This is a genomic window from Dorea sp. AM10-31 (genome assembly GCF_003435815.1).
GTDB lineage: Bacteria > Bacillota > Clostridia > Lachnospirales > Lachnospiraceae > Dorea_D > Dorea_D hominis.
The window spans coordinates 85,182-108,921 of record NZ_QTUV01000002.1; the positions used below are offsets into that span (position 1 = coordinate 85,182).

The 23,740-nt window shown below is 42.1% G+C and carries 19 protein-coding genes and 1 tRNA gene; 17 read left to right on the plus strand and 3 right to left on the minus strand.

All coding sequences use genetic code 11. The features are described 5' to 3' along the window. The first annotated feature begins 64 nt into the window (after positions 1–64). The 6 genes from gap (at position 65) to DW125_RS03540 (ending at position 6,115) form a co-directional block, all read left to right on the plus strand. Positions 65–1,078 (plus strand): type I glyceraldehyde-3-phosphate dehydrogenase, encoded by a 1,014-nt coding sequence (gap, locus tag DW125_RS03515; protein WP_021860514.1) that lies wholly within the window; start codon positions 65–67, stop codon positions 1,076–1,078. 70 nt (positions 1,079–1,148) lie between these two features. After that, a complete protein-coding gene (locus DW125_RS03520) occupies positions 1,149–2,342 on the plus strand; it encodes a phosphoglycerate kinase (protein ID WP_117537167.1) in 1,194 nt (397 codons plus the stop codon). Between the two features lie 34 nt (positions 2,343–2,376). Further along, complete coding sequence (gene tpiA / locus DW125_RS03525; protein ID WP_021860512.1) at positions 2,377–3,126, plus strand: triose-phosphate isomerase; 750 nt, start codon at positions 2,377–2,379, stop codon at positions 3,124–3,126. Positions 3,127–3,212: 86 nt separating this feature from the next. Continuing rightward, positions 3,213–4,751, plus strand: coding sequence for a 2,3-bisphosphoglycerate-independent phosphoglycerate mutase (gene gpmI, locus DW125_RS03530; protein ID WP_117537168.1), 1,539 nt, complete (start codon positions 3,213–3,215; stop codon positions 4,749–4,751). Further along, positions 4,751–5,452 (plus strand): TraX family protein, encoded by a 702-nt coding sequence (locus DW125_RS03535; RefSeq protein WP_117537169.1) that lies wholly within the window; start codon positions 4,751–4,753, stop codon positions 5,450–5,452. The genes gpmI and DW125_RS03535 overlap by 1 nt, the downstream gene beginning before the upstream one ends. An 18-nt stretch (positions 5,453–5,470) precedes the next feature. After that, complete coding sequence (locus DW125_RS03540; RefSeq protein WP_117537170.1) at positions 5,471–6,115, plus strand: HAD family hydrolase; 645 nt, start codon at positions 5,471–5,473, stop codon at positions 6,113–6,115. A 94-nt stretch (positions 6,116–6,209) separates the two neighbouring features. Here DW125_RS03540 and DW125_RS03545 read toward each other — a convergent pair whose 3' ends face one another. Further along, positions 6,210–10,454: a 2-hydroxyacyl-CoA dehydratase gene (locus tag DW125_RS03545; RefSeq protein ID WP_117537171.1), complete on the minus strand. Its 4,245-nt coding sequence runs from the start codon at positions 10,452–10,454 to the stop codon at positions 6,210–6,212. Positions 10,455–10,677: 223 nt separating this feature from the next. Between DW125_RS03545 and DW125_RS03550 the strand changes: the two genes are divergently transcribed. The 5 genes from DW125_RS03550 (at position 10,678) to DW125_RS03570 (ending at position 16,015) form a co-directional block, all read left to right on the plus strand. Then, on the plus strand, positions 10,678–11,553 hold the full coding sequence (locus DW125_RS03550; RefSeq protein WP_021860507.1) for a hypothetical protein: 876 nt from the start codon (positions 10,678–10,680) through the stop codon (positions 11,551–11,553). A gap of 57 nt (positions 11,554–11,610) precedes the next feature. Then, positions 11,611–13,047, plus strand: coding sequence for a pyruvate kinase (pyk, locus tag DW125_RS03555; RefSeq protein ID WP_117537172.1), 1,437 nt, complete (start codon positions 11,611–11,613; stop codon positions 13,045–13,047). 250 nt (positions 13,048–13,297) lie between these two features. After that, a complete protein-coding gene (locus DW125_RS03560) occupies positions 13,298–14,014 on the plus strand; it encodes a TrmB family transcriptional regulator (protein WP_021860505.1) in 717 nt (238 codons plus the stop codon). Beyond that, entirely contained in the window at positions 14,011–15,282 is a 1,272-nt protein-coding gene (locus tag DW125_RS03565; RefSeq protein WP_117537173.1) for a diaminopimelate decarboxylase, read from the plus strand. Before DW125_RS03560 ends, DW125_RS03565 begins: the two co-directional genes overlap by 4 nt. An 88-nt stretch (positions 15,283–15,370) precedes the next feature. Further along, positions 15,371–16,015, plus strand: a complete 645-nt coding sequence (locus tag DW125_RS03570; protein WP_117537174.1) for a hypothetical protein — start codon at positions 15,371–15,373, stop codon at positions 16,013–16,015. 155 nt (positions 16,016–16,170) lie between these two features. Here DW125_RS03570 and DW125_RS03575 read toward each other — a convergent pair whose 3' ends face one another. After that, positions 16,171–16,458: a helix-turn-helix domain-containing protein gene (locus DW125_RS03575; RefSeq protein WP_021860501.1), complete on the minus strand. Its 288-nt coding sequence runs from the start codon at positions 16,456–16,458 to the stop codon at positions 16,171–16,173. 160 nt (positions 16,459–16,618) lie between these two features. Here DW125_RS03575 and DW125_RS03580 point away from each other — a divergent pair, with 160 nt between their 5' ends. After that, the gene (locus tag DW125_RS03580; RefSeq protein ID WP_117537175.1) at positions 16,619–17,110 is read left to right on the plus strand and encodes an OB-fold protein; all 492 of its coding nucleotides are present in this window, start codon (positions 16,619–16,621) and stop codon (positions 17,108–17,110) included. Positions 17,111–17,266: 156 nt separating this feature from the next. On the opposite strand, the gene DW125_RS03585 is transcribed toward DW125_RS03580, so the two are convergent. After that, positions 17,267–17,349 (minus strand) — tRNA-Leu (locus DW125_RS03585). 136 nt (positions 17,350–17,485) lie between these two features. On the opposite strand from DW125_RS03585, the gene DW125_RS03590 reads away from it, so the two are divergent. Genes DW125_RS03590 through polA form a run of 5 tightly spaced genes read left to right on the plus strand, consistent with a single transcriptional unit; the run spans position 17,486 to position 23,737 of the window. Next, on the plus strand, positions 17,486–18,943 hold the full coding sequence (locus DW125_RS03590) for a B12-binding domain-containing radical SAM protein (RefSeq protein ID WP_117537176.1): 1,458 nt from the start codon (positions 17,486–17,488) through the stop codon (positions 18,941–18,943). Beyond that, a complete protein-coding gene (locus DW125_RS03595) occupies positions 18,936–19,778 on the plus strand; it encodes a fumarate hydratase (RefSeq protein WP_117537177.1) in 843 nt (280 codons plus the stop codon). Before DW125_RS03590 ends, DW125_RS03595 begins: the two co-directional genes overlap by 8 nt. A gap of 1 nt (position 19,779) precedes the next feature. Then, entirely contained in the window at positions 19,780–20,340 is a 561-nt protein-coding gene (locus tag DW125_RS03600; RefSeq protein WP_117537178.1) for a Fe-S-containing hydro-lyase, read from the plus strand. Between the two features lie 19 nt (positions 20,341–20,359). Then, a complete protein-coding gene (locus DW125_RS03605; RefSeq protein WP_117537179.1) occupies positions 20,360–21,061 on the plus strand; it encodes a YoaK family protein in 702 nt (233 codons plus the stop codon). A gap of 60 nt (positions 21,062–21,121) precedes the next feature. Further along, positions 21,122–23,737: a DNA polymerase I gene (gene polA, locus DW125_RS03610; protein WP_117537180.1), complete on the plus strand. Its 2,616-nt coding sequence runs from the start codon at positions 21,122–21,124 to the stop codon at positions 23,735–23,737. Positions 23,738–23,740 lie beyond the last annotated feature (3 nt).

The following is a 23,740-nucleotide window of genomic DNA, read 5'->3' on the forward strand; positions in this document are numbered from 1 at the left end:
GCTTTAAAATGTTAAAGCGTTCACAATGAAGTACAGTTAGAATAAACTTTAGGAGGAATTGATCATGGCAGTAAAAGTAGCGATTAATGGTTTTGGACGTATTGGACGTCTGGCATTCAGACAGATGTTTGGAGCAGAGGGATATGAGGTAGTTGCAATCAACGACTTAACATCTCCTAAGATGCTTGCTCACCTGTTAAAATATGATTCATCACAGGGAAAATATGCACTGGCTGATACAGTAGAAGCTACAGAAGATTCCATCATTGTTGACGGAAAAGAAATCAAAATTTATGCAAAGGCTAACGCTGAGGAACTTCCTTGGGGAGAAATCGGAGTAGACGTTGTCCTTGAGTGTACAGGTTTCTACACATCTAAAGAGAAAGCATCTGCACACATCAAAGCAGGAGCAAGAAAAGTTGTTATTTCCGCACCGGCAGGAAACGATCTTCCTACAATCGTATACAATGTAAACCATACAGAACTGAAACCGGAAGACACAGTTATTTCCGCAGCTTCTTGTACAACAAACTGCTTAGCTCCAATGGCTAAAGCATTGAACGACCTTGCATCTATCAAATCTGGTATCATGTGCACAATCCATGCTTACACAGGAGATCAGATGACACTTGACGGACCGCAGAGAAAAGGTGATTTAAGAAGATCCCGTGCTGCTGCAGTTAATATCGTACCTAACAGCACAGGTGCTGCAAAAGCAATCGGTCTTGTTATTCCAGAATTAAATGGAAAATTAATCGGATCTGCTCAGCGTGTTCCAACACCTACAGGATCTACAACAATTCTTACAGCAGTTGTTGACGGAACAGTTACAGTTGACGAAGTAAATGCAGCTATGAAAGCAGCTTCTACAGAGTCTTTCGGATATAACACAGATGAGATCGTTTCAAGCGACATCGTAGGAATGAGATATGGTTCTTTATTTGATGCTACTCAGACAATGGTTCTGCCATTAGACAACGGAACAACAGAAGTTCAGGTTGTATCTTGGTATGACAATGAGAATTCTTACACAAGCCAGATGGTAAGAACAATCAAATACTTCTCTGAATTAGCTTAATTATGACTCAAAAAAGGGTCCGGTCTTATTGGACCGGGCCTCTTTTTTTGAATATTAGGAGGTAAACGATATGCTTAACAAAAAATCAGTTGATGACATCAACGTAAAAGGAAAAAAGGTACTCGTAAGATGCGATTTTAACGTACCGCTTATCGATGGTAAGATCACAGATGAGAATCGTCTTGTAGCAGCTCTTCCAACAATCAAGAAGCTGATTGCAGACGGAGGTAAGGTTATTCTTTGTTCTCACCTTGGAAAGCCGAAGGGAGAGCCAGTACCGGAGCTGTCTCTGGCACCGGTTGCAGTACGCTTATCAGAACTGCTCGGACAGGAAGTTAAATTTGCAGCAGACAGAGAAGTCGTAGGCGAGAATGCAAAAGCAGCAGTAGCTGCAATGAAAGACGGAGATGTTATTCTTCTTGAGAATACCCGTTACAGAGTAGAAGAGACAAAGAACGGGGATGCATTCAGCAAAGAACTCGCTTCTCTTTGCGATGTATTTGTAAATGATGCATTTGGTACAGCACATCGTGCGCACTGTTCCAATGTGGGTGTTACAAAATATGTGGATACAGCAGTTGTAGGATATCTTATGCAGAAAGAGATCGATTTCCTCGGAAATGCAGTAAACAATCCGACAAGACCGTTTGTTGCGATCCTTGGAGGAGCCAAAGTATCCAGCAAGATTTCTGTAATCAACAACCTGCTTGACAAAGTTGACACACTGATCATTGGTGGTGGAATGTCTTATACATTTGCAAAAGCAGAAGGTGGTACAGTTGGTAAGTCCCTTCTGGAAGAAGATTACTGCCAGTATGCACTGGACATGAAAAAGAAAGCAGAAGAAAAAGGTGTAAAACTTCTTCTTCCTGTAGATAACGTAATCGCAGATGATTTCTCTAACGATGCAAATATCAAAGTTGTAAAACGTGGCGAGATTCCGGACGGATGGGAAGGACTTGACATCGGACCAGAAACGATCAAGATTTTCTGTGATGCAGTAAAAGACGCAAAGACAGTTGTATGGAACGGACCAATGGGATGTTTCGAGATGCCGAACTTTGCAAAAGGAACAGAAGCAGTAGCAAAAGCACTTGCTGATACAGAAGCTACTACAATTATCGGCGGTGGTGATTCTGCGGCAGCTGTTAACCAGCTTGGATACGGTGACAAGATGACTCATATCTCTACTGGTGGCGGTGCATCCTTAGAGTTCCTGGAAGGAAAGGAACTGCCGGGTGTTGCAGCTGCAAATGATAAGTAAAGACTTACAAATATAAAATTAGGGAGAGATAAAAATGGCTAGAAAGAAAATTGTAGCAGGAAACTGGAAAATGAACAAAACTCCAAGTGAAGCAGTTGCTTTGGTTGAAGAATTAAAACCATTAGTTGCTAACGAAGAAGTAGATGTTGTATTCTGCGTACCTGCAATTGATATCATTCCGGTTGTAGAAGCATGTAAAGGAAGCAACATTGAAGTCGGAGCAGAGAATATGTATTTTGAAGAAAGCGGAGCTTACACAGGAGAGATCTCTCCGGCAATGCTCACAGACGCTGGTGTTAAATATGTTGTTCTCGGCCACTCTGAGAGAAGAGAATATTTCGCAGAGACAAATGAGACTGTTAATAAAAAAGTCCTCAAAGCATTTGAACATGGTCTTACACCGATCATGTGTTGTGGAGAGACGCTTGAGCAGAGAGAACAGGGTGTAACAATGGATTTCATTCGCCAGCAGGTTAAAGTCGGATTCCAGAATGTTACAGCAGATCAGGCTAAGACAGCAGTTATCGCTTATGAGCCAATCTGGGCAATCGGAACAGGTAAGACGGCTACAACAGAGCAGGCTGAAGAAGTATGTGCAGGAATCCGTGCATGCATCGCTGAAGTATATGACGAGGCAACAGCAGAAGCAATCCGCATCCAGTATGGTGGATCTGTAAATGCAGGAAATGCTGCTGAATTATTTGCACAGGCAGATATCGACGGTGGTCTTGTAGGTGGAGCTTCCCTGAAAGCTGACTTTGGCAAGATTGTAAATTACAAATAATAAGTATTTTGACTGCTTCGATTTCTGTATGCAGGAATCGAAGCAGTTTTTAATTGCAAAAAACGAGAAAGGAGATACAATATTTTATGAGTAAAAAACCAACAGTTTTAATGATTTTGGATGGTTATGGATTAAATGAGAATACAAACGGTAATGCAGTTGCGCAGGCAGCCACACCGGTTATGGATAAATTAATGGCAGAATATCCTTTTGTAAAAGGAAATGCAAGCGGAATGGCAGTAGGTCTTCCGGATGGACAGATGGGTAACTCAGAAGTCGGACATCTGAATATGGGAGCCGGAAGAATCGTATATCAGGATCTGACAAAGATCACAAAAGCAATCCAGGATGGAGACTTCTTTGAAAATAAAGCGCTTCTTGCTGCGTGCGAGAATGTGAAGAATAATGGCAGCGCACTGCATCTTTTTGGACTGGTATCTGATGGTGGAGTACACAGTCACAATTCACATATTTACGGACTTCTGGAACTGGCAAAGAAACAGGGCATCGAGAAAGTATATGTACACTGCTTCCTGGATGGACGTGACACACCACCGGCATCCGGTAAAGAATATGTAGAAGAACTGGAAGCTAAGATGAAAGAAATCGGTGTAGGTAAAGTTGCATCGGTTATGGGACGTTACTATGCTATGGATCGTGATAACCGCTGGGATCGTGTCGAGAAAGCATATCGTGCACTTGTCTGCGGTGAAGGCGAGCAGGCAGTAAGCGGACCGGAAGGAATCAAGGCTTCTTACGACAAAGATACAACAGATGAATTTGTTCTGCCGACCGTTGTTGTTGAAGACGGGAAACCGGTTGCAACGATTAAAAATGATGATTCTGTTATTTTCTTTAACTTCCGTCCGGATCGTGCAAGAGAGATCACAAGAACTTTCTGTGATGACGCATTTGACGGCTTTGAGAGAGGTGACAGAGTAAAGACAACATTTGTATGCTTTACAGAATATGATGTTACGATCGAAAATAAACTGGTTGCATTTGTCAAAGAAGAGATTACAAATACATTCGGTGAGTATCTGGCTGCACACGGTCTGAAACAGGCACGTATTGCAGAGACAGAGAAATATGCACATGTAACATTCTTTTTCAATGGTGGAGTGGAAGAACCGAATGAGGGCGAAGACAGAATCCTTGTTAAATCTCCAAAAGTAGCAACTTATGATCTGAAACCGGAGATGAGTGCATACGAAGTATGCGACAAATTAACAACTGCGATCAAATCTGATAAGTATGATGTTATCATCATCAACTTTGCAAATCCGGATATGGTAGGACATACCGGAGTACAGGAAGCTGCGATTAAGGCAGTGGAAGCAGTTGATGAGTGTGTTGGCAAGGCAGTTGAAGCTTTGAAAGAAGTTAACGGACAGATGTTCATCTGTGCTGATCACGGAAATGCAGAACAGCTCATTGATTATGAGACAGGAGAACCATTTACCGCCCACACAACAAACCCGGTACCGTTTATCCTTGTAAATGCTGATCCGGCTTACAAATTAAGAGAAGGTGGATGCCTGGCTGATATCGCTCCAACACTGATCGAATTAATGGGTATGGAGCAGCCAAAAGAGATGAATGGCACTTCTTTACTGGTGAAATAATGAACCGTGATACATGTAAATACATTGCAATTCTGACAATGGTTTGCAATCATATTGCCCGGATGTTCTTGACACCGGGCAATTTTTTATATGAGAGCTTAAGCGACATCGGATATTTTGCAGCAATAACCATGTGCTATTTTCTTGTGGAAGGGTATTATTACACGAGAAGCCGAAAAAATTATGCAGGAAGATTACTTGTTTTTGCAGTCCTTTCGCAGATCCCATATAGTATGGCGTTTCGGGATGGACAGTTAAATATGCTGTTTACATTGCTTTTATGCCTGGCGGTTCCGGAGCTTATGGAACGCCCGATGGCAGAGTGGGAACACAGGATTTCTCTGGTTCTGATTTTTGCAACCAGTTTCTTTTGTTGTTGGAAATTAATTGCGCCACTTGGCGTGTATTTATTTGTCCGTTATCGTGGTAGGAAAAAAGAGCTTGCAAAGAGTTATGTGATCGTGATAATTTTATTTATGATTTTAAATTTCAGTACTTATATAAGTGCGCATGGAATTTTTAAAGCGGCATGCCTCGCCTGCGGAAACGGACTTGGAATCGCCTTGTCCGGGATTATACTTTTGTGCTATTATAATGGAAATCAGATGACAAAGTTCAAAAAATGGAACCGGTGGTTTTTCTATATATTTTATCCGGTGCATTTGCTGATTTTATGTCTGATCCGCTATATGATAAAATAAATCAGGGGGAAGAAGCTCATGGAATACAACACATTTTTATTTGACCTGGACGGGACATTAATTGATTCGTCAGAAGGGATTATCAATTCAGTTATTTATGCGTTGAAGAAATTCGGAATCGAGGAGACGGAACGTGAGAAACTGCATGCGTTTATCGGACCGCCGCTTACGGATTCTTTTACAAAATATTATGGATTTTCTGAAGAAGAAAGCTGGAAAGCGGTTGACGCTTACCGCGAGTATTATCAGGACAAAGGCATTTTTGAGTGTAAGCTGTATGATAGGATACCTGATGTGCTGAAAGCCGTTAAACAAGCAGGAAAAAAAGCTCTGGTGGTAACTTCCAAACCGGAAGTATATGCAAAACAGATTATGGATCATTTCTCGCTTACGCCGTATTTCACATGCGTTGCCGGAATGGAACTGGATGGTGGCAGAGGGACGAAGGCGGAAGTGATAGAATATGCTTTTCGTGAAAATGGCATTACAGATCTGAAAAATGTGCTTATGATCGGAGACAGAGAATATGATGTTATCGGCGCGCATAAGATTGGAATAGACTGTCTTGGCATTTTATATGGATTCGGAGACAAAGAAGAATTTGCACAGGCAGGAGCCGATTATGTAGAGGCAGATGTTGCGGATATACTGAAATATGTATGATGCCGTAATTTCTGGTGTAATTGGAAATAAAAAATGACACAGAGAATAAATTAAAAGTAATTTTTCTCTGTGTCGTTTTTATATTGAAACTTTATTACTGATTTAAATTCTTATTAGCCGTAGACAGCATCAGTTTGATACGGTTCAGCTGGTTTACTTCACTGGCGCCCGGATCAAAGTCGATAGCGACAATGTTGGACTGTGGGTAGCGTCTGCGCAGTTCTTTGATAACGCCTTTTCCTACGACGTGGTTTGGCAGGCAGGCAAACGGCTGTGTACACACAATGTTCGGTGCGTCACTGTGGATCAACTCTAACATCTCGCCGGTCAGGAACCAGCCTTCACCGGTCTGGTTTCCGAGAGATACGATCTTGGAAGCCATCTTGCCAAGATTTTCGATCTTAGCCGGTGGATCGAAGTGTTTACTTGCTTTGAATGCCTCGGTTGCCGGTGCACGAAACCACTCCAGTGCCTTGATACCAAGATTGCCGAGTGTGGCTTTGGATTTCTTAAATCCAAGTTTTTCTACCTTGAAGTTCTGGTTATAGAAGCAATAAAGCAGGAAGTCCAGAAGATCCGGAACAACAGCTTCGGCACCTTCACTTTCCAGAAGTTCTACAAGATAGTTGTTTGCCGCCGGAAGGAATTTGACAAGAATTTCTCCAACAACACCGACACGCGGTTTCTTAATATCCAACAGTTTAATGTTGTTGTCAAAGTCTTCGATGATCTCACGGCACAGTTTCTTGAATTTGCGTCTGGACGGATATCCGGAAGATAAGAAGTCAATGCAGACTTTCTTCCATTTCTCATGCATGGCATTTACAGCACCTTTTTCGGCTTCGTAAGGGCGAAGTCTGTAAGTACATTTCATGAAAATATCTCCAAATATAGCCGCATATACGCCACGGAGTGCGAGAGAAGGTGTAATCTTAAATCCAGGGTTGCCTTCCAGTCCGCTTAAGTTGATGGAAATTACCGGAATGTGTGCATAACCGGCTTTCTTAAGGGCACGGCGGATAAATCCGATATAGTTCGAAGCACGGCATCCACCACCGGTCTGGCTGATGATCACAGCAATCTTTTCAGTATCGTATTTGCCGGAAAGAATTGCCTCCATGATCTGGCCGACAACCATCAGAGATGGGTAACATGCATCATTATTTACATATTTAAGTCCTACGTCAACAGCCTGTTTGTTGTCATTCGGAAGTACTTCGATGTTATATCCGGAAGCACGGAATGCAGGCTCCAGAAGTTCAAAGTGGATTGGTGACATCTGCGGGCAGAGGATCGTATAGTCTTTACGCATTTCCTTTGTGAAGGAAACTTTCTTGATCGCGGAAGACTGGATATGTCTTTCGTCTTTTCTCTGTTCTCTGACACGGATCGCAGCCAGAAGAGAGCGGACACGGATACGTGCAGCACCTAAGTTATTTACTTCGTCAATCTTCAGAGAAGTATAAATCTTATCTGAATTTGTAAGAATCTCAGCAACCTGATCTGTCGTAACAGCATCTAGTCCACAGCCGAAAGAGTTAAGTTGGATGAGATCCAGATTATCTACTGTCTTCACATAGTTTGCGGCTGCGTAAAGGCGGGAGTGATACATCCACTGATCCATAACATTTAATGGACGCTCGACAGGATTCAGATGAGAGATCGAATCTTCTGTCAGAACTGCAATGTTATAGGAGTTGATCAGTTCCGGGATACCGTGGTTGACTTCCGGATCAATGTGATATGGACGTCCTGCAAGGACAATGCCGCGGTTGCCGGTCTCTTTAAGAAATTTAATTGTCTCTTCGCCTTTTCTGCGCATATCTTCACGACATGCTTTTAATTCTTCCCATGCTGCATGTACAGCAGTGCCGATCTCAGCTCCGGAAATATCAAATCTTTCGCAGAGTTCTTCTTTTAAACGATAGCGGATCGTCTCTTCGCTTTGCAGGGAGAGGAACGGATGAATGAAATTCACTTCGCCCTGGACGATCGCATCAATATTATTCTTAATATTCTCCGGGTAGGAGGTTACGATCGGACAGTTATAGTGGTTATTTGCTTCTTCAAACTCATTGCGCTCATAAGGAATACTTGGATAGAAAATATTCTGTACGCCCTGGTTGATCAGCCACTGTACATGTCCGTGTGCAAGTTTCGCCGGATAACATTCGGATTCACTCGGTATGGACTCAATTCCCAGTTCATAAATCTTACGTGTAGAAGCAGGAGAGAGTACAACGGAAAATCCTAATGTATTGAAAAATGTAAACCAGAACGGATAGTTCTCATACATATTCAGTACACGTGGGATACCGATCGTACCGCGTTTTGCATCCTCGGCTTTTAATGGTTCATAATTAAAATAACGTTCTAATTTGTAAGCAAAAAGGTTTGGAAGGTTATTTTTTGATTTTTCTTTGCCCAGTCCTTTTTCACAGCGGTTTCCTGTAATAAATCTGCGTCCGCCGCTGAAATGATTGATCGTCAGACGGCAGTTATTTGTACATCCTCGACATTTAGTCATTGTTGTAGAGTATTCCAGCGCTTCAATGTCCTCAATGGAAAGCATCGTAGTACCTTCACAGTCAACATAACGTTCTCTGGCAATGAGGGCAGCTCCGAATGCTCCCATGATACCGGCAATATCCGGACGTACGGCTTCGCAGTTTGCGATTTTCTCAAAACTTCTGAGAACGGCATTGTTATAGAAAGTTCCTCCCTGCACAACAATATGCTCACCGAGCTCGGATGCGTCGGAAACTTTGATTACTTTAAACAATGCGTTTTTGATAACGGAATAAGCAAGACCGGCAGAAATATCGGAAACTTCTGCGCCCTCTTTCTGCGCCTGTTTTACTTTGGAATTCATAAATACCGTACAGCGGGTTCCGAGGTCGATCGGATTTCTTGCAAATAATGCTTCCTGTGCAAAATCTTCTACACTGTAGTTCAATGATTTTGCAAATGTCTCGATGAAAGAACCGCATCCGGAAGAGCATGCTTCATTGAGCTGTACACTGTCAACTGTATGGTTCTTGATCTTAATACATTTCATATCCTGACCACCGATGTCAAGGATACAGTCTACATCCGGCTCAAAAAAGGATGCAGCATAGTAGTGGGAAACTGTCTCGACTTCACCCTCGTCCAGCAGAAGAGCAGCTTTGATCAGCGCTTCGCCATATCCGGTCGAGCAGGAGTGAACAATCTCAACACCTTCCGGCAGTTTACTGTAAATATCCTTGATCGCACGGATTGTTGTACCAAGCGGATCTCCTTCGTTATTATGATAGAAAGAATAAAGCAGTGTGCCGTCTTCGCCGACAAGAGCAGCCTTTGTAGTTGTTGAACCGGCATCGATTCCCAGGAATGCTTTTCCTTTATAAGAGGCAAGGTCGCCCATCGGTACCTGGTCTTTGTCGTGACGTTCTTTAAATTCTTTGAAATCCTGTTCCGTTGCAAATAATGGTTCCATACGTTCTACTTCAAATTCCATCTGGATCTTGCCTTCCAGACGCTTTTGCATCTCCTGTAAGGAAACGTGCAGGTCTTTTTTTGAATTCAGTGCAGAACCAATCGCTGCAAATAAATGTGAATGGTGAGGAGCAATCGTATGCTCATCATCCAGTTTTAAAGTACGGATAAATGCTGCCTTTAACTCGGAAAGGAAGTGTAACGGACCACCTAAGAAGGCAACGTGACCACGAATCGGCTTTCCGCAGGCAAGACCACTGATGGTCTGGTTGACAACAGCCTGAAAAATAGAAGCAGCCAGGTCTTCTTTGGAGGCTCCTTCGTTAATAAGTGGCTGGATATCCGATTTGGCAAATACACCGCATCTCGCGGCAATCGTGTAAAGCGCCTGATAATTCTTTGCATATTCATTAAGACCAGAAGCATCTGTCTGTAACAGAGAAGCCATCTGATCAATGAAAGAACCGGTACCACCGGCGCAGACACCGTTCATACGCTGCTCTACATTGCCGCCTTCAAAATAAATAATCTTAGCATCTTCTCCGCCAAGCTCAATCGCAACATCTGTCTGTGGTGCGTAATCCTGTAATGCTGTAGATACGGCAATAACTTCCTGGACGAACGGCACTTTCAGATGTTTGGCAAGTGTCAGTCCGCCGGAACCGGTAATGACCGGGGATGCGTAAACAGGTCCGACTTTATAAATGGCACGTCCTAACAGATCGGACAGTGTCTCCTGGATATTAGCAAAATGTCTCTCATAATCAGAAAAGACTACTTCATTATCAGAATCTAACAAAGCAATCTTCACGGTAGTAGAACCAATATCGATCCCCAGTGTGTATACTTCGTTTTGGCTCATAATATGTACTCCTTATCTAGTTAAATATATGTATTCTTTCTTATTAAATGCATGTAAGCTTAATAGACTGTAACATTATACGACAAAAAAATCAAAAAGACAATTAACAAATGTTATAGAATTGTAAAAAAGCTGTGAAACTTATATGACAGAATTGACAAACATTTTTGAAGCCGTTAGAATGAGAGTCATGATAAGAAAAAGGAGTATAGAAGATTAGATTATGAACTGGTTAGATAAATTAGAGAGAAAGTTTGGCAGGTATGCCATTGACAATCTGATGCTTTACATAGTAATATTGTATGGTTTCGGGTTTATACTTGACATGGTGAATCCAACATTTTATTCTACATGGCTGAGCCTGGATGCTCCGGCAATCTTACATGGTCAGGTGTGGAGAGTTATTACATTTATTATTGATCCGCCGAGTACAAGCCTTATCTGGGTGGCATTTGCATTAATGCTGTATTATTTTATCGGAAAGCAGCTTGAAGCAGCATGGGGAGCGTTCCGATTTAATGTATATTTCTTTGCGGGAGTACTGTTCCATGTGATTGCAGCGATCCTTGTCTATCTGATTACAGGTATTTCCATGCATCTTGATACAGCGTATCTGAATATGTCGCTGTTTTTTGTATTCGCATTTCTGTATCCGGACGTACAGTTCCTGGTATGGTTTGTCATTCCGGTAAAAGCAAAATGGCTTGCATGGCTTGACGGTGCATTTTTCCTTTACGGGATTGCACAGGCGTTTATTCCAAGTTATGGCGGAAATGCCGTTTATGGCATTTATTATAAAGCAAATGCGCTTGCTGCATTTGTGTCGATTCTTAACTTCCTGCTGTTTTTCTTGAGTTCAAGAAAGACAAGAGCATACAGCCCGAAGCAGATGAAACGCAAGAGAGATTTTCAGAAGAATGTAAGACAGGCGCGTTCGACACAGAATCCGTATGCGACAGGTGGTGCAAAGCACAGATGTGCAGTATGCGGGCGGACCGAATTAGATGATCCGAATCTTGAATTTCGGTATTGTTCAAAATGCCACGGCAACTATGAATATTGCCAGGAGCATTTGTTCACACATATACATGTTCAGTAAATGAACAATAGTAAATTTAGTAAATGAAGTAAATGGGAAAGGATGAAGAGGTTTATTATGAAGAAAACAAAGATTGTATGCACAATGGGACCAAATACAAATAGCGAAGATACAATGCGTGCGCTTGTACGCAATGGAATGGATATTGCAAGATTTAATTTTTCACACGGAGATCATGAAGAGCAGAAGTTCCGTATGGATATGCTGAAGAGAATCCGTGAAGAAGAAGGCAAGCCGATCGCAATCCTCCTGGATACAAAGGGACCGGAGATCCGTACCGGTGTTCTGAAAGACGGTAAGAAAGTACATTTAAAAGAAGGCGAGACATTTACTCTGACAACAACAGAATGTGTTGGAGATGAGACAAAGACTTACATCACATACGAAGGACTTGTCAATGATGTGCAGATCGGAAGTACAATTTTGATCGATGACGGACTGATCGAACTGAAAGTTAAAGACAAAGGAAATGATGAGATTGTCTGTAAAGTCATCAACGGTGGTGAGCTTGGTGAGAAGAAGGGAGTCAACGTGCCGAATGTACCGGTCAGACTTCCGGCTATTACAGAAAAAGACAGAGACGATATCAAATTTGGTGTAGAACAGGGTGTTGATTTTATCGCAGCTTCTTTTGTAAGAAATGCAGAGTGCATTTTGGAAATCAAAGCAGTATTGAAGCAGTGCAATGCACCTTATATTCCAATCATTGCAAAGATTGAGAACGCAGAAGGAATTAAGAATATTGATGAGATCATCCGCTGCGCAGATGGAATCATGGTTGCCCGTGGAGATCTTGGTGTAGAGATTCCGGCAGAAGAAGTTCCGTATTTACAGAAATTGATGATCCAGAAATGTAATGATAATTTTAAACCGGTTATTACTGCAACACAGATGCTAGATTCCATGATCCGTAACCCACGTCCGACAAGAGCGGAAGTGACAGATGTTGCCAATGCTGTATATGATGGAACAGATGCAGTAATGTTATCCGGTGAGACTGCACAGGGTAAATATCCGGTTGAGGCATTGCAGATGATGGTCCATATTGTAGAAAGCACAGAAGAGCATCTGGAATACGATTCTATTCTGAGAAAAGCTGAAGAACACCGTATGAAGAGTGCATCCAGCGCATTGGGACATGCAACCGTTACAACAGCAACGAACTTAAGAGCAAAATGCATTATTACTCCGACTGTATCCGGAGCAACTGCAAGAGTGGTATCTAAGTTCAAACCAAAGACAAATATTATCGGTGTAAGCCCGAACGAGGCAACTCTCCGCAGAATGCAGATTTACTGGGGTGTACAGCCACTGAAATCTATCGAAGTAACGACAACAGAAGATATCTGTACAGGGGCGATTGATCTTGTATGCGCAAAACAGCTTGCAGAGACAGGAGATATCGTAATCCTGACAGCAGGAATCCCTTCTCCAAATGTTGGAGCACAGAAGAGCGGATTCAGTAATATGATGCGTATTGCAATTATTGATTAAGATTATATTCTATTCTATATGTGAACAAGTGGGAAATTGCAGTTAAGCAAAGTGTAAAGCAATCTGCAAGTATTCAGATACCAAATATTTAGAAGTAGAAGTGAAAAAGGATAAACGAATGACGGTAACCAGAGTAACCGCCATCGTTTATCCTTTTTTGATAAAATTTTCCAGTAGTATCCGTTGACATACGATAAAATATGCTATATAGTGTTCCTGTGGAGAACTACTAAAGAATAAAGGTGGAGTTATGGAACATACATCATTTGTTGAAAGATTAATGGATTTTGGACTGACCAGACAGGAGGCCGGTATTTACGAGTGCTTGCTCAGAGAAGGCAAAACAACCGGATATGAAGTCGCGAAACAGCTTGGAATTTCCCGGTCGAATGCTTATAATTCGCTGGCGAGCATGACAGAGAAGGGTGCGGCATATCTAGTTGAAGAAGGTACAACTAAGAAATATGTTCCGGTTGTGCTGGATGAGTTTTGCAAGAACCGTATCCGGCATATGGAAGAGAACAAGAAGTGGCTGTGCAAGCACAGACCGCTGGAGAAGGAGCATGTCGAAGGATATATTACGATCGAAGGTTCGGAAAATGTGCTGGATAAGATGCGTAACCTGCTGGAAGATGCCAGAGAACGGGTGTACGTATCCTGTACACGTAACTATCTGCTCCTATTTGTAAAAGAGTTAGAAGAGCTGATTGATGCGAAGAGAAAAGTTGTGATCGTTACGGATCAGCCGGTCAACTACGAAGGAGCAAAGGTTTATATCGGTGAACAGCGAGGCACATCAATCGGTGTGATCACAGATTCTAAGTATGTACTGACCGGAGAATATGGGGAAGGCAGTATGAATACATGCCTCTATTCCGGACAGAAGAACTTTGTTGAGTTATATAAACGTACACTGGCGAATGAAATAGAATTACTTGCAATGAAGAAGGAGAATGAGAAGCGATGAAAAAAATACCATTTGTAACAAAAGAACAGCTTGATGAGATTGTAAAAGAATATCCGACTCCGTTTCATCTTTATGATGAAAAAGGGATCCGCGAGAATGCAAAAGCATTAAAAGAAGCATTTTCATGGAACAAAGGATACAAAGAATATTTTGCTGTAAAGGCAACTCCAAACCCTTTCCTGATTAATATTCTGAGAGAATATGGATGTGGATGCGACTGTTCCTCTTATACAGAGTTGATGCTGTCAGAGGCAATCGGAGCAAGAGGAAATGACATCATGTTTTCGTCCAATGATACACCGGCAGAAGAGTTCAAAAAAGCAGAAGAATTAGGTGCGATCATCAACCTGGATGATATTACACATATTGATTTTCTTGAGAAAGCAATCGGACATATTCCGGAGACGATCAGCTGCCGATACAATCCGGGCGGACTTTTCAAAATCAGTAATGACATCATGGACAATCCGGGAGATTCCAAGTATGGAATGACAACGGAGCAGATTTTCGAGGCATTTAAGATTTTGAAAGCAAAAGGTGCGAAAGAATTCGGTATTCATGCATTCCTGGCAAGTAATACCGTTACGAATGAATATTATCCGATGCTTGCGAAAGTTCTTTTTGAAGTGGCTGTCAAATTACAAAAAGAAACAGGCGTTCATATTAAATTTATTAACTTATCCGGTGGTGTCGGCATCCCTTACAACCCGGATCAGGAGCCAAATGACATCCGTGTGATCGGAGAAGGCGTAAGACGTGTGTATGAAGAAGTGCTTACACCGGCAGGAATGGGTGATGTTGAGATTTACACAGAGCTTGGACGTTTCATGATGGGACCGTACGGTTGCCTTGTTACAAAAGCAATCCATGAGAAACATACATACAAAGAATACATTGGTGTAGATGCATGTGCTGTAAACTTAATGCGTCCGGCAATGTACGGTGCTTATCATCATATTACAGTTATGGGCAAAGAGAACAAACCATGCAACTGCAAATATGATGTCACAGGCTCTCTCTGTGAAAATAATGATAAATTTGCAATCGACCGTATGCTCCCGAAGATCGATATGGGAGACTTGCTTGTAATCCATGATACCGGCGCACACGGATTTGCAATGGGATACAATTACAATGGCAAATTAAAATCTGCAGAAATGTTACTGAAAGAAGACGGCACAGCACAGCTCATTCGACGCGCTGAGACACCAAAGGACTATTTTGCGACATTTGACTGTTTTGATATCGGAAAAAAACTGGTAAAATAAACAGATACATATTGAAAACTTCCATCCTGTAAGGTATCGTAAAGACAGGCTATAAGCGATAGCTTACGGGAAAATGGAGGAAAAAGATATGAGTAGAAAGATGGTTCTTAAAAAATATGGAAGTATTTTCATTGTCTGCATACTGCTTGTGGGACTCCTGTCCGGCTGCGGGATGCGTGAAAAAGACGCAAAAGCCTATGTGACGGCAACACTGGATGCCAGTTATAAAGGGAAGTTCGAGGAATACAAGAAGCAGACAGATGCTACAGAGAAAGAAGTAAAGAACTTATATCAGGAAAATATTGATACGATGATGCAGAGCAGTGGTCTGGACAGTATAGGTGCTTCCGAAAAGATGACAGAGAAGTTCCGGCTGCTGTTTCAGGATATTTTAAAAGCAGCGAATTACAAAGTGCAGAGCGCCGAGAAGACAGACAACGGATTTGCAGTGAAAGTAAAAGTGAAACCGCTTAAGTGTTTCTCGGGGTTACAGGACGAGCTGACGAAGAAGCTGGAAGCGAAGATGAAGACGTTAAAGAAGATTCCGTCAGACGATAAGCTCAATGAGCTGATGCTGCAGGAAATGTATGATCTCATGGCCGACAAGCTCAAAAATCCGGAGTATGGGAAAGCGGAAGTTCGTAAAGTCCAGATTGAGAAGGACGATGATGGCGTGTATTCCATCCGGGAGAAAGATCTGACTTCGCTGGATGCGGCAATGTTCCCGATGTAGATGAAATATAATTTGAAATGGCGGAATACATATGTTATACTGCCGTCAGGCAAAGAATGATATGAGTATTCAATGGGTATACGAAATAAACCTCCCTGGAGTTGTAACTCCGGGGAGGTTTATTTCGTATTATGAATATTAAAATTGCAGAGTTTTTAATGCCTGTTGCGCATGGCTTTGATCAGATTCTTAAGAGCAGTTACTTCTTCTTCAGAAATACCGGATAAATCTATCCCCTGCTGTGATTCTACACCAAGCAGATAATCCGTAGATACTTTGAAAATTTTAGAAATATGGATGAGCACATCATAAGACGGCAGACGTAAACCAGTTTCATATGCACTGATAACGGATTTGGTCAAACCAAGTTTTTGGGCAAGCTGCGCTTGTGTCATATTTTCTCTTAATCGTAATGTCTTTAATGTGTTTCCAAAATCAACCATACCAAAATCTCCTTTTGGTTAGTGTACTACATTATATGTATTTGATTGGTGGAAAATACCTTTAATTAGTTGACTTTACAATCAACTAATAGTAAACTAATAACATCTGGATAGCAGAATTGAAAATTATGCTGTCACACCAAAGTAGGAGGATTACAGAATGAAGAAAAAGGGTGGTAAGTTAAAATGGATAGTCATCATAGTGATTGTTATTGCAGCAATTAGTATGGCTACAAAAGGAGGAAACAATGATTCATCAACAGGGAATACAGAAAGTAATACTGCATCTTCGGAAAAGAAAGATACTAAGAAAAGCGAAAAGAAAAAAATAGAATATAAAAATGTATCTGCAAGTGAATTAATGAAAGCTTTGGAAGATAATGCTGCTGCTGCATCTGACAAATACAAAGGGAAATATTTAAGAATTACAGGAAGAGTATCAACAATTGATAGTGATTGTAAATACATTACTGTACTTCCGGATGATGATGAATACGCTATAATTGGAATTCAATGTAATACACAAAATGATAAACAAAAAAATGATGTAAAAAAATTATCAAAAGACAAAAAAATTGTTGTTAAAGGGAAATGTACAGATGTAGGAGAAGTTATGGGATACAGCCTGGATATTGATGCTATGGCACAATAATATCTCTTAATAATAATTAACGAACCTCACCTGTTTCTGATGATATGAGAATCAGGTGAGGTTATTTTATAAGATGAATTATATTTTGCGGAAACGGGAAGTTTTATGCAAAGAAAAAGCAGTAATGACCAAAAATCATTACTGCTTTTTTAATGCTGCGGATAGTGGGACTTGAACCCACACGAAGTCACCCTCGCAAGATTTTGAGTCTTGTGCGTCTGCCATTCCGCCATATCCGCATACTTGTTACTCAAAGCAACAAAATTATGATAATGTATTTTGAAACGAATGTCAAGAAAATTCTTTATAAAAATAGAAAAGAGGCTTATAATAATAACGGCAAACGAGAAAAGACAGGGTGGAGGAAAGAAACAGATGAAAATTCGTTTTATTGAGCCGGGCAATCGCCCGTATAAACCCACAATTTTAAATTATTTCGTATATGACCGCTATATCCGCACACCGTCGGTGGGCTTAAATACACTTGCGACGATTGTGAAGCGGGAGTATCCGGATACTTATATGTACAGTGAGTCGATTTCTAAGATTCCGATGAAGGATCTTCAGGATGCGAATATTATATTTATCAGCATTTTTACTTATGCGGCGGTTCGCGGGTATCAGATCGCAACATATTTGAAGGAGCATACGAATGCAACCATTGTGATGGGTGGGTTACATGCATCCATGAATGTGAAAGAAGCAGTGAACTATTGCGACTATGTGATGCTGGGTGAAGGTGATGAGACGATTCTTCCACTTATAAAAATGATACAGGAGAAAAAGAAACCGGATACGGCTGGATACGCCTGGCTGGAAGAGGGAGAATTTTACAGCACAGGAAAGCCGGTTCCGCCGGAAAATATCGATGTGATCCCGGACAGAAGTCTGATTCATAATTATAAGAAGATGACAAAACATATGACGATTTGGCCGCAGGTACATGCCTCTAGAGGATGTCCGCATAACTGCGACTACTGTGCGCTTGTGAGACATTTTGGCAGATGTGTCAGAAAACGTACACCGAAAAATATTATAGAAGATATTAAATATTCCATTGATTTTTTTGAAAAAGGAAATCACAGAATTGTGCAGGATTTGTGGATCACGGATGATAATTTCTTTGCTGACCAGAAATGGGCAATGGAAGTCCTGCATGCGATCATAGACAGCGGAATCAAATATCGTTTTAATATCCAGGCAAGATATGAAGTGGGTTTCGATGATGAGATGTTAGAGCTGTTAAAGAAAGCTGGATTTTTTGAGCTAGATATGGGTATCGAGTTTATTGATGATGCATCTTTTGAAACTTATCACAAAAAGAGTACAAGAAAAGAGATTGAAAAATCTATCCGCAATATCCAGAAACATGGACTGAGCGTGCGCGGATTATTTATTCTTGGGTCGGACAATCAGAAAAAGGGTTGTGGAAAAGAACTGGCGGATTTCGTGATCCGCAATCATATTCAGGGCGTACTGATCCAGAGCATGTATTTTGTACCGGGGACACCGGCATATGAGGCAAATAAAGACCGTCTGATACATAGAAACTGGGCAAAATATAATGGAAATACGGTACATTATCCAAAGCAGATGACACCGTACGAACTTCAGCTTGAACAGATAGATGCCAGCAGACGGATTTATTCCGTGAGACGGCTGATCGGAGCATGGCTTAAAGAAGACTGGATGCATAAAGTTTTATTTACAGGAGAATTTTTCTGGCATATGAGTACCCGGTATGATCTGAAAAAAGAATTGAAAAATCTGCCAAAAGAGAATATGATAGAAAAAGTGAATAAAAATGCAATGGAGGTACTGCATAATGCGTGAAATTGATGTAGCAAAAATTACAGAAGTTGTAGAAAAATTATGCATTCAGGCGAACCAGTTTCTTCCGGAAGATGTGAAAGGTGCAATCGAGAAGTGCCGTGCATGTGAAGACTGGGAGATTGCGCAAGGCGTGTTAGACAATATTATAGAGAATTATGAGATTGCAGGTGCACAGGAAGTACCGATCTGTCAGGATACCGGTATGGCATGTGTCTTCCTTGAAATCGGACAGGATGTACACCTGACAGGCGGTGATCTTACAGAAGCGGTAAATGAAGGCGTAAGAAGAGGATATGACAAGGGTTATCTGCGCAAATCTGTTGTGAAAGATCCTGTGCGCAGAGGAAATACCGGAGATAATACACCGGCAATGCTCTACACGGAGATCGTTCCTGGAGAACAGGTGAAGATCACAGTAGGCCCGAAGGGATTTGGCAGTGAAAATATGAGCCAGATCCGTATGTTCAAGCCATCTGCAGGACTGCAGGGCATCAAAGATTTTATTCTGGAAGTCGTTGAGACAGCAGGACCGAATCCATGTCCGCCAATGGTGATCGGTGTCGGAATCGGAGGTACGTTTGACAAAGCGGCACTTCTTGCGAAGAAAGCGCTGATGCGTCCGGTAGATTCCAAAAATTCGGATCCATACTATGCAGATTTGGAAGAAGAGATGCTTGAAAAGGTCAATGAGCTTGGAATCGGACCACAGGGATTTGGCGGTCGTACGACAGCAATCGGGCTGAATATCGAGACATTGCCAACGCATATCGCAGGTATGCCTTGTGCAGTCAATATCAACTGCCATGTGACCAGACATAAAACGGAGGTGATCTAAAATGGAAAAACATATCACACTTCCTTTGACAGAGGAACTTGCAAAAACATTACATGCCGGAGATACCGTGTATCTGACCGGAACCATTTATACATCAAGAGACGCAGGACACAAGCGGATGTGTGAGGCGCTTGCAAGAGGAGAAGAACTTCCATTTGATCCCAAAAACGCAACGATCTACTATGTCGGACCGACACCCGCAAAACCGGGACATGTGATCGGTTCTGCGGGACCGACAACAAGCGGTCGTATGGATGCGTATGCGCCGACGATGATGTCTGTAGGTGCAAGAGGCATGATCGGAAAAGGTGCCAGACTTCCGGAAGTTGTTGAAGCAATGAAGAAATACAGCGGTGTGTATTTTGGAGCAATCGGAGGCGCCGGAGCACTTCTTGCAAAATGTATCAAAAAAGCAGAATTGATCGCTTATGAAGATCTTGGGGCGGAAGCGCTCCGCAGATTATATGTAGAAGAGATGCCGTTAGTTGTCGTGATAGACAGCGAGGGAAACAACCTTTACGAAGAGGGAAGAGCGGCATATTTACAGAAAAAAGAGAAATAAAGGATGTGAAAGTAAGTTCATGCTACAGTTAAAAAGACAGGTTTCAGAGTCTTATTTCATAGGACTTCTTCTTGCGATTGCAGGAGGCTATCTGGATGTCTATACATATATAAGCCGGGGCGGCGTATTTGCCAATGCACAGACGGGAAATATCGTCCTTCTCGGGATTCATATTGCACAGCAGAATTTTGAAAAAATAACAACGTATACTTTACCGATCCTTGCGTTTATGGTCGGAGTTATGATTACGGAAATTGTAAAACTGAATTTCCGCTACAGCACAAAGATCCACTGGCGTCAGATCGTTATCGCACTGGAGATTCTTGTACTGCTGGCAGTTTCTTTTGTCCCGGAAGGCATTTGCAATGATCTGGTCAATACGGCAGTTTCTTTCGTCTGCTCTATGCAGGTAGAGAGTTTCAGGGCTTTTGGCGGAGGAAAGAAATACGCAACAACGATGTGTACCGGAAACTTAAGGACAGCTACCGAGAATCTTTTTTATTCCGGTGTGCACAGAGACCGGAAAGTACGTAATAACAGTCTTCAGTATTACGGAATTATTGCAGCATTTATCTTCGGCGCAGTTATCAGTACAAAATTGACGACGGGGGTTGGCACAAAATCTGTATATACCGTGTGTATCCTGCTTTTTGTTGTATTTGTCCTGATGTTTATCCAGGCTGAGGAAGAAGAGAAAGAAGAAAAAGAAAAGCACTTTTAAAATCAAAGGATTTGGTGTATAGTATTAAGGTAGCGAAAAAATACATGGAGTGTTGTTTTTATGAGCGAGAAAATAGTTCTGATCGACGGACACAGTATATTGAACAGGGCATTCTATGGGCTTCCGGATCTGACAAATTCAGAGGGGCTTCATACGAATGCCATTTATGGTTTTCTGACGATCATGTTTAAAATATTAGAAGAAGAGAAGCCGGAGTATCTGACGGTGGCCTTTGATGTGCATGCACCGACGTTCCGTCACAAGATGTACGATGCGTACAAAGGAACGCGTAAGCCTATGGCAGAGGAACTGCGTCAGCAGGTTCCGGTGATCAAAGAAGTGTTAAAGGCGATGGGAGTGCGCATTATCGAGCAGCCGGGACTGGAGGCAGATGACCTGCTTGGAACGCTGTCGAGAAGAGCAGAAGAACAGGGCATGGAAGTATCTGTGATTTCCGGTGACAGAGATCTTCTGCAGCTTGCGACAGAGCATGTGAAGATTCGAATCCCGAAGACGAAGCAGGGACGCACCGAAGTGGAAGATTATTATGCGGCAGATGTAAAAGAACGCTATCAGGTGAATCCGGTTGAATTTATCGACCTGAAAGCGCTGATGGGTGACACTGCCGATAATATTCCGGGAGTTCCAAGCATCGGCGAGAAGACAGCAACGAAGATCATTACCGAGTATCATTCTATTGAGAATGCACATGAGCATGTGGAAGAACTGAAGCCACCACGAGCATCCAAGGCATTAAATGAACACTGGGATCTTGCGGTTTTAAGCAAGACACTGGCGACGATCGAAGTGCACGCGGATGTGGAATACGATTTTGAAGAGGCAAAACTTGGCAATCTCTATACGGAAGAGGCTTATGCATATTTCCAGAGATTACAGTTTAAGAACCTGTTATCCCGTTTTGATGTACAGCCAGAAGCGCCATCGATTGAAGAGACTTTCTGTGCGATCAAGACAAAGAAGGAAGCTGAAACATATCTGAAGAAGCTTGAGGGAGAAAAAGTTGTTGGCGCAGCTGTTTATAAAGATACAGAAAATGTATTGCCATTATTTGCCATGCAGGCAGCTCTTGGAGGAGTTGCATTCTGTGCATCACAGGAAAAGACAGCGTTAATTCTTACAGGTGGAGAGATTTCCGCAGAATGGTTATTAGAGCAAGTCTCGCAGATTCAGCGGAAAGCCGGACAATTTGTTGTATTTGATCTGAAAAATGTCATAGCTGAACTGCCGATAGAAAACAGGGCGAATTGTTTTGATGCGACAGTTGCGGCGTATCTTCTGAATCCACTGAAAAGCGATTATATGTATGAAGATGTCGCAAGAGAACAGCTCGGACTTATGATTGATGAGAAAGCAGACGGGAGAACAAAAGCCTGCTATGAAGCATATACAGCATTTGCGGCGAAAGAACCGCTGGAGAACCGTTTAAAAGATACAAAGAGCTGGGAGCTTTTTGAAAACATTGAGATGCCACTTGTATTTACCTTATATGAGATGGAACAAAATGGTGTGAAAGTGGAAGCAGAAGCGCTGAAAGCTTACGGAGATCAGCTTGTCGGTAAGATTACTGAACTGGAAAAAGATATCTACGAGCTTGCAGGAGAAGAGTTCAACATCAATTCACCGAAGCAGCTTGGAGTAATTCTGTTTGAAAAAATGGAACTTCCGGGCGGAAGAAAGACAAAGACCGGATATTCAACTGCGGCGGATGTGCTGGACAAGCTGGCACCGGATTATCCGGTCGTATCAAAAGTACTGGAATACCGACAGCTTACGAAGCTTAAGTCTACGTACGCAGACGGGCTGGCGGGGTACATTCAGGAAGATGGAAGGATCCATGGAAAGTTCCATCAGACAGTGACGGCAACCGGGCGTTTGAGCAGTGCGGAGCCAAACCTGCAGAATATACCGGTCAGAGTGGAACTTGGCAGAATGATTCGTAAAGTATTTGTGCCGGAAGAAGGATATGTATTTGTAGATGCTGATTATTCGCAGATTGAACTGCGTGTGCTTGCACACTGCTCGCAGGATGAGCAGCTTATCCAGGCATACAGGGAGGAAGCAGACATTCACAGAATTACCGCATCACAGGTATTTCACATTCCGTTCGATGAAGTGACACCGTTGCAGAGAAGAAATGCAAAAGCAGTAAACTTTGGTATTGTATATGGAATCAGTTCCTTTGGCCTCAGCCAGGATCTGAGCATTACGAGAAAAGAAGCGGCAAAATACATCGAAGATTATTTTCAGACATATCCAGGAATCAAAAAGTTTCTGGATGATACAGTCGCACATGCAAAAGAGAACGGATATGTAGTAACACTGTTTGGCAGACGGCGTCCGGTTCCGGAATTATCATCGAGCAATTTCATGCAACGCTCATTTGGAGAACGAGTGGCGATGAATGCACCAATCCAAGGAACAGCGGCAGATATTATGAAGATTGCCATGATCGGTGTGGAACGCAGACTGAAAGAAGAGCATTTAAAATCAAGACTTGTGCTTCAGGTACACGATGAACTTTTGATCGAAGCGTACGAAACGGAAGTTGAAGAAGTGAAGAAAATTCTGGAAGAAGAGATGGAACATGCGGCTGACCTTCGGGTGCCGCTTGAGATAGATATGCATACTGGAACGAATTGGTACGAAGCAAAATAAGAG

Excerpts from the sequence above, each read along its gene's own strand:
- gap (WP_021860514.1), top strand. The coding sequence starts at position 65 with ATGGCAGTAAAAGTAGCGATTAATGGTTTTGGACGTATTGGACGTCTG.
- DW125_RS03520 (WP_117537167.1), top strand. The coding sequence starts at position 1,149 with ATGCTTAACAAAAAATCAGTTGATGACATCAACGTAAAAGGAAAAAAG.
- tpiA (WP_021860512.1), top strand. The coding sequence starts at position 2,377 with ATGGCTAGAAAGAAAATTGTAGCAGGAAACTGGAAAATGAACAAAACT.
- gpmI (WP_117537168.1), top strand. The coding sequence starts at position 3,213 with ATGAGTAAAAAACCAACAGTTTTAATGATTTTGGATGGTTATGGATTA.
- DW125_RS03535 (WP_117537169.1), top strand. The coding sequence starts at position 4,751 with ATGAACCGTGATACATGTAAATACATTGCAATTCTGACAATGGTTTGC.
- DW125_RS03540 (WP_117537170.1), top strand. The coding sequence starts at position 5,471 with ATGGAATACAACACATTTTTATTTGACCTGGACGGGACATTAATTGAT.
- DW125_RS03545 (WP_117537171.1), bottom strand. The coding sequence starts at position 10,454 with ATGAGCCAAAACGAAGTATACACACTGGGGATCGATATTGGTTCTACT.
- DW125_RS03550 (WP_021860507.1), top strand. The coding sequence starts at position 10,678 with ATGAACTGGTTAGATAAATTAGAGAGAAAGTTTGGCAGGTATGCCATT.
- pyk (WP_117537172.1), top strand. The coding sequence starts at position 11,611 with ATGAAGAAAACAAAGATTGTATGCACAATGGGACCAAATACAAATAGC.
- DW125_RS03560 (WP_021860505.1), top strand. The coding sequence starts at position 13,298 with ATGGAACATACATCATTTGTTGAAAGATTAATGGATTTTGGACTGACC.
- DW125_RS03565 (WP_117537173.1), top strand. The coding sequence starts at position 14,011 with ATGAAAAAAATACCATTTGTAACAAAAGAACAGCTTGATGAGATTGTA.
- DW125_RS03570 (WP_117537174.1), top strand. The coding sequence starts at position 15,371 with ATGAGTAGAAAGATGGTTCTTAAAAAATATGGAAGTATTTTCATTGTC.
- DW125_RS03575 (WP_021860501.1), bottom strand. The coding sequence starts at position 16,458 with ATGGTTGATTTTGGAAACACATTAAAGACATTACGATTAAGAGAAAAT.
- DW125_RS03580 (WP_117537175.1), top strand. The coding sequence starts at position 16,619 with ATGAAGAAAAAGGGTGGTAAGTTAAAATGGATAGTCATCATAGTGATT.
- DW125_RS03590 (WP_117537176.1), top strand. The coding sequence starts at position 17,486 with ATGAAAATTCGTTTTATTGAGCCGGGCAATCGCCCGTATAAACCCACA.
- DW125_RS03595 (WP_117537177.1), top strand. The coding sequence starts at position 18,936 with ATGCGTGAAATTGATGTAGCAAAAATTACAGAAGTTGTAGAAAAATTA.
- DW125_RS03600 (WP_117537178.1), top strand. The coding sequence starts at position 19,780 with ATGGAAAAACATATCACACTTCCTTTGACAGAGGAACTTGCAAAAACA.
- DW125_RS03605 (WP_117537179.1), top strand. The coding sequence starts at position 20,360 with ATGCTACAGTTAAAAAGACAGGTTTCAGAGTCTTATTTCATAGGACTT.
- polA (WP_117537180.1), top strand. The coding sequence starts at position 21,122 with ATGAGCGAGAAAATAGTTCTGATCGACGGACACAGTATATTGAACAGG.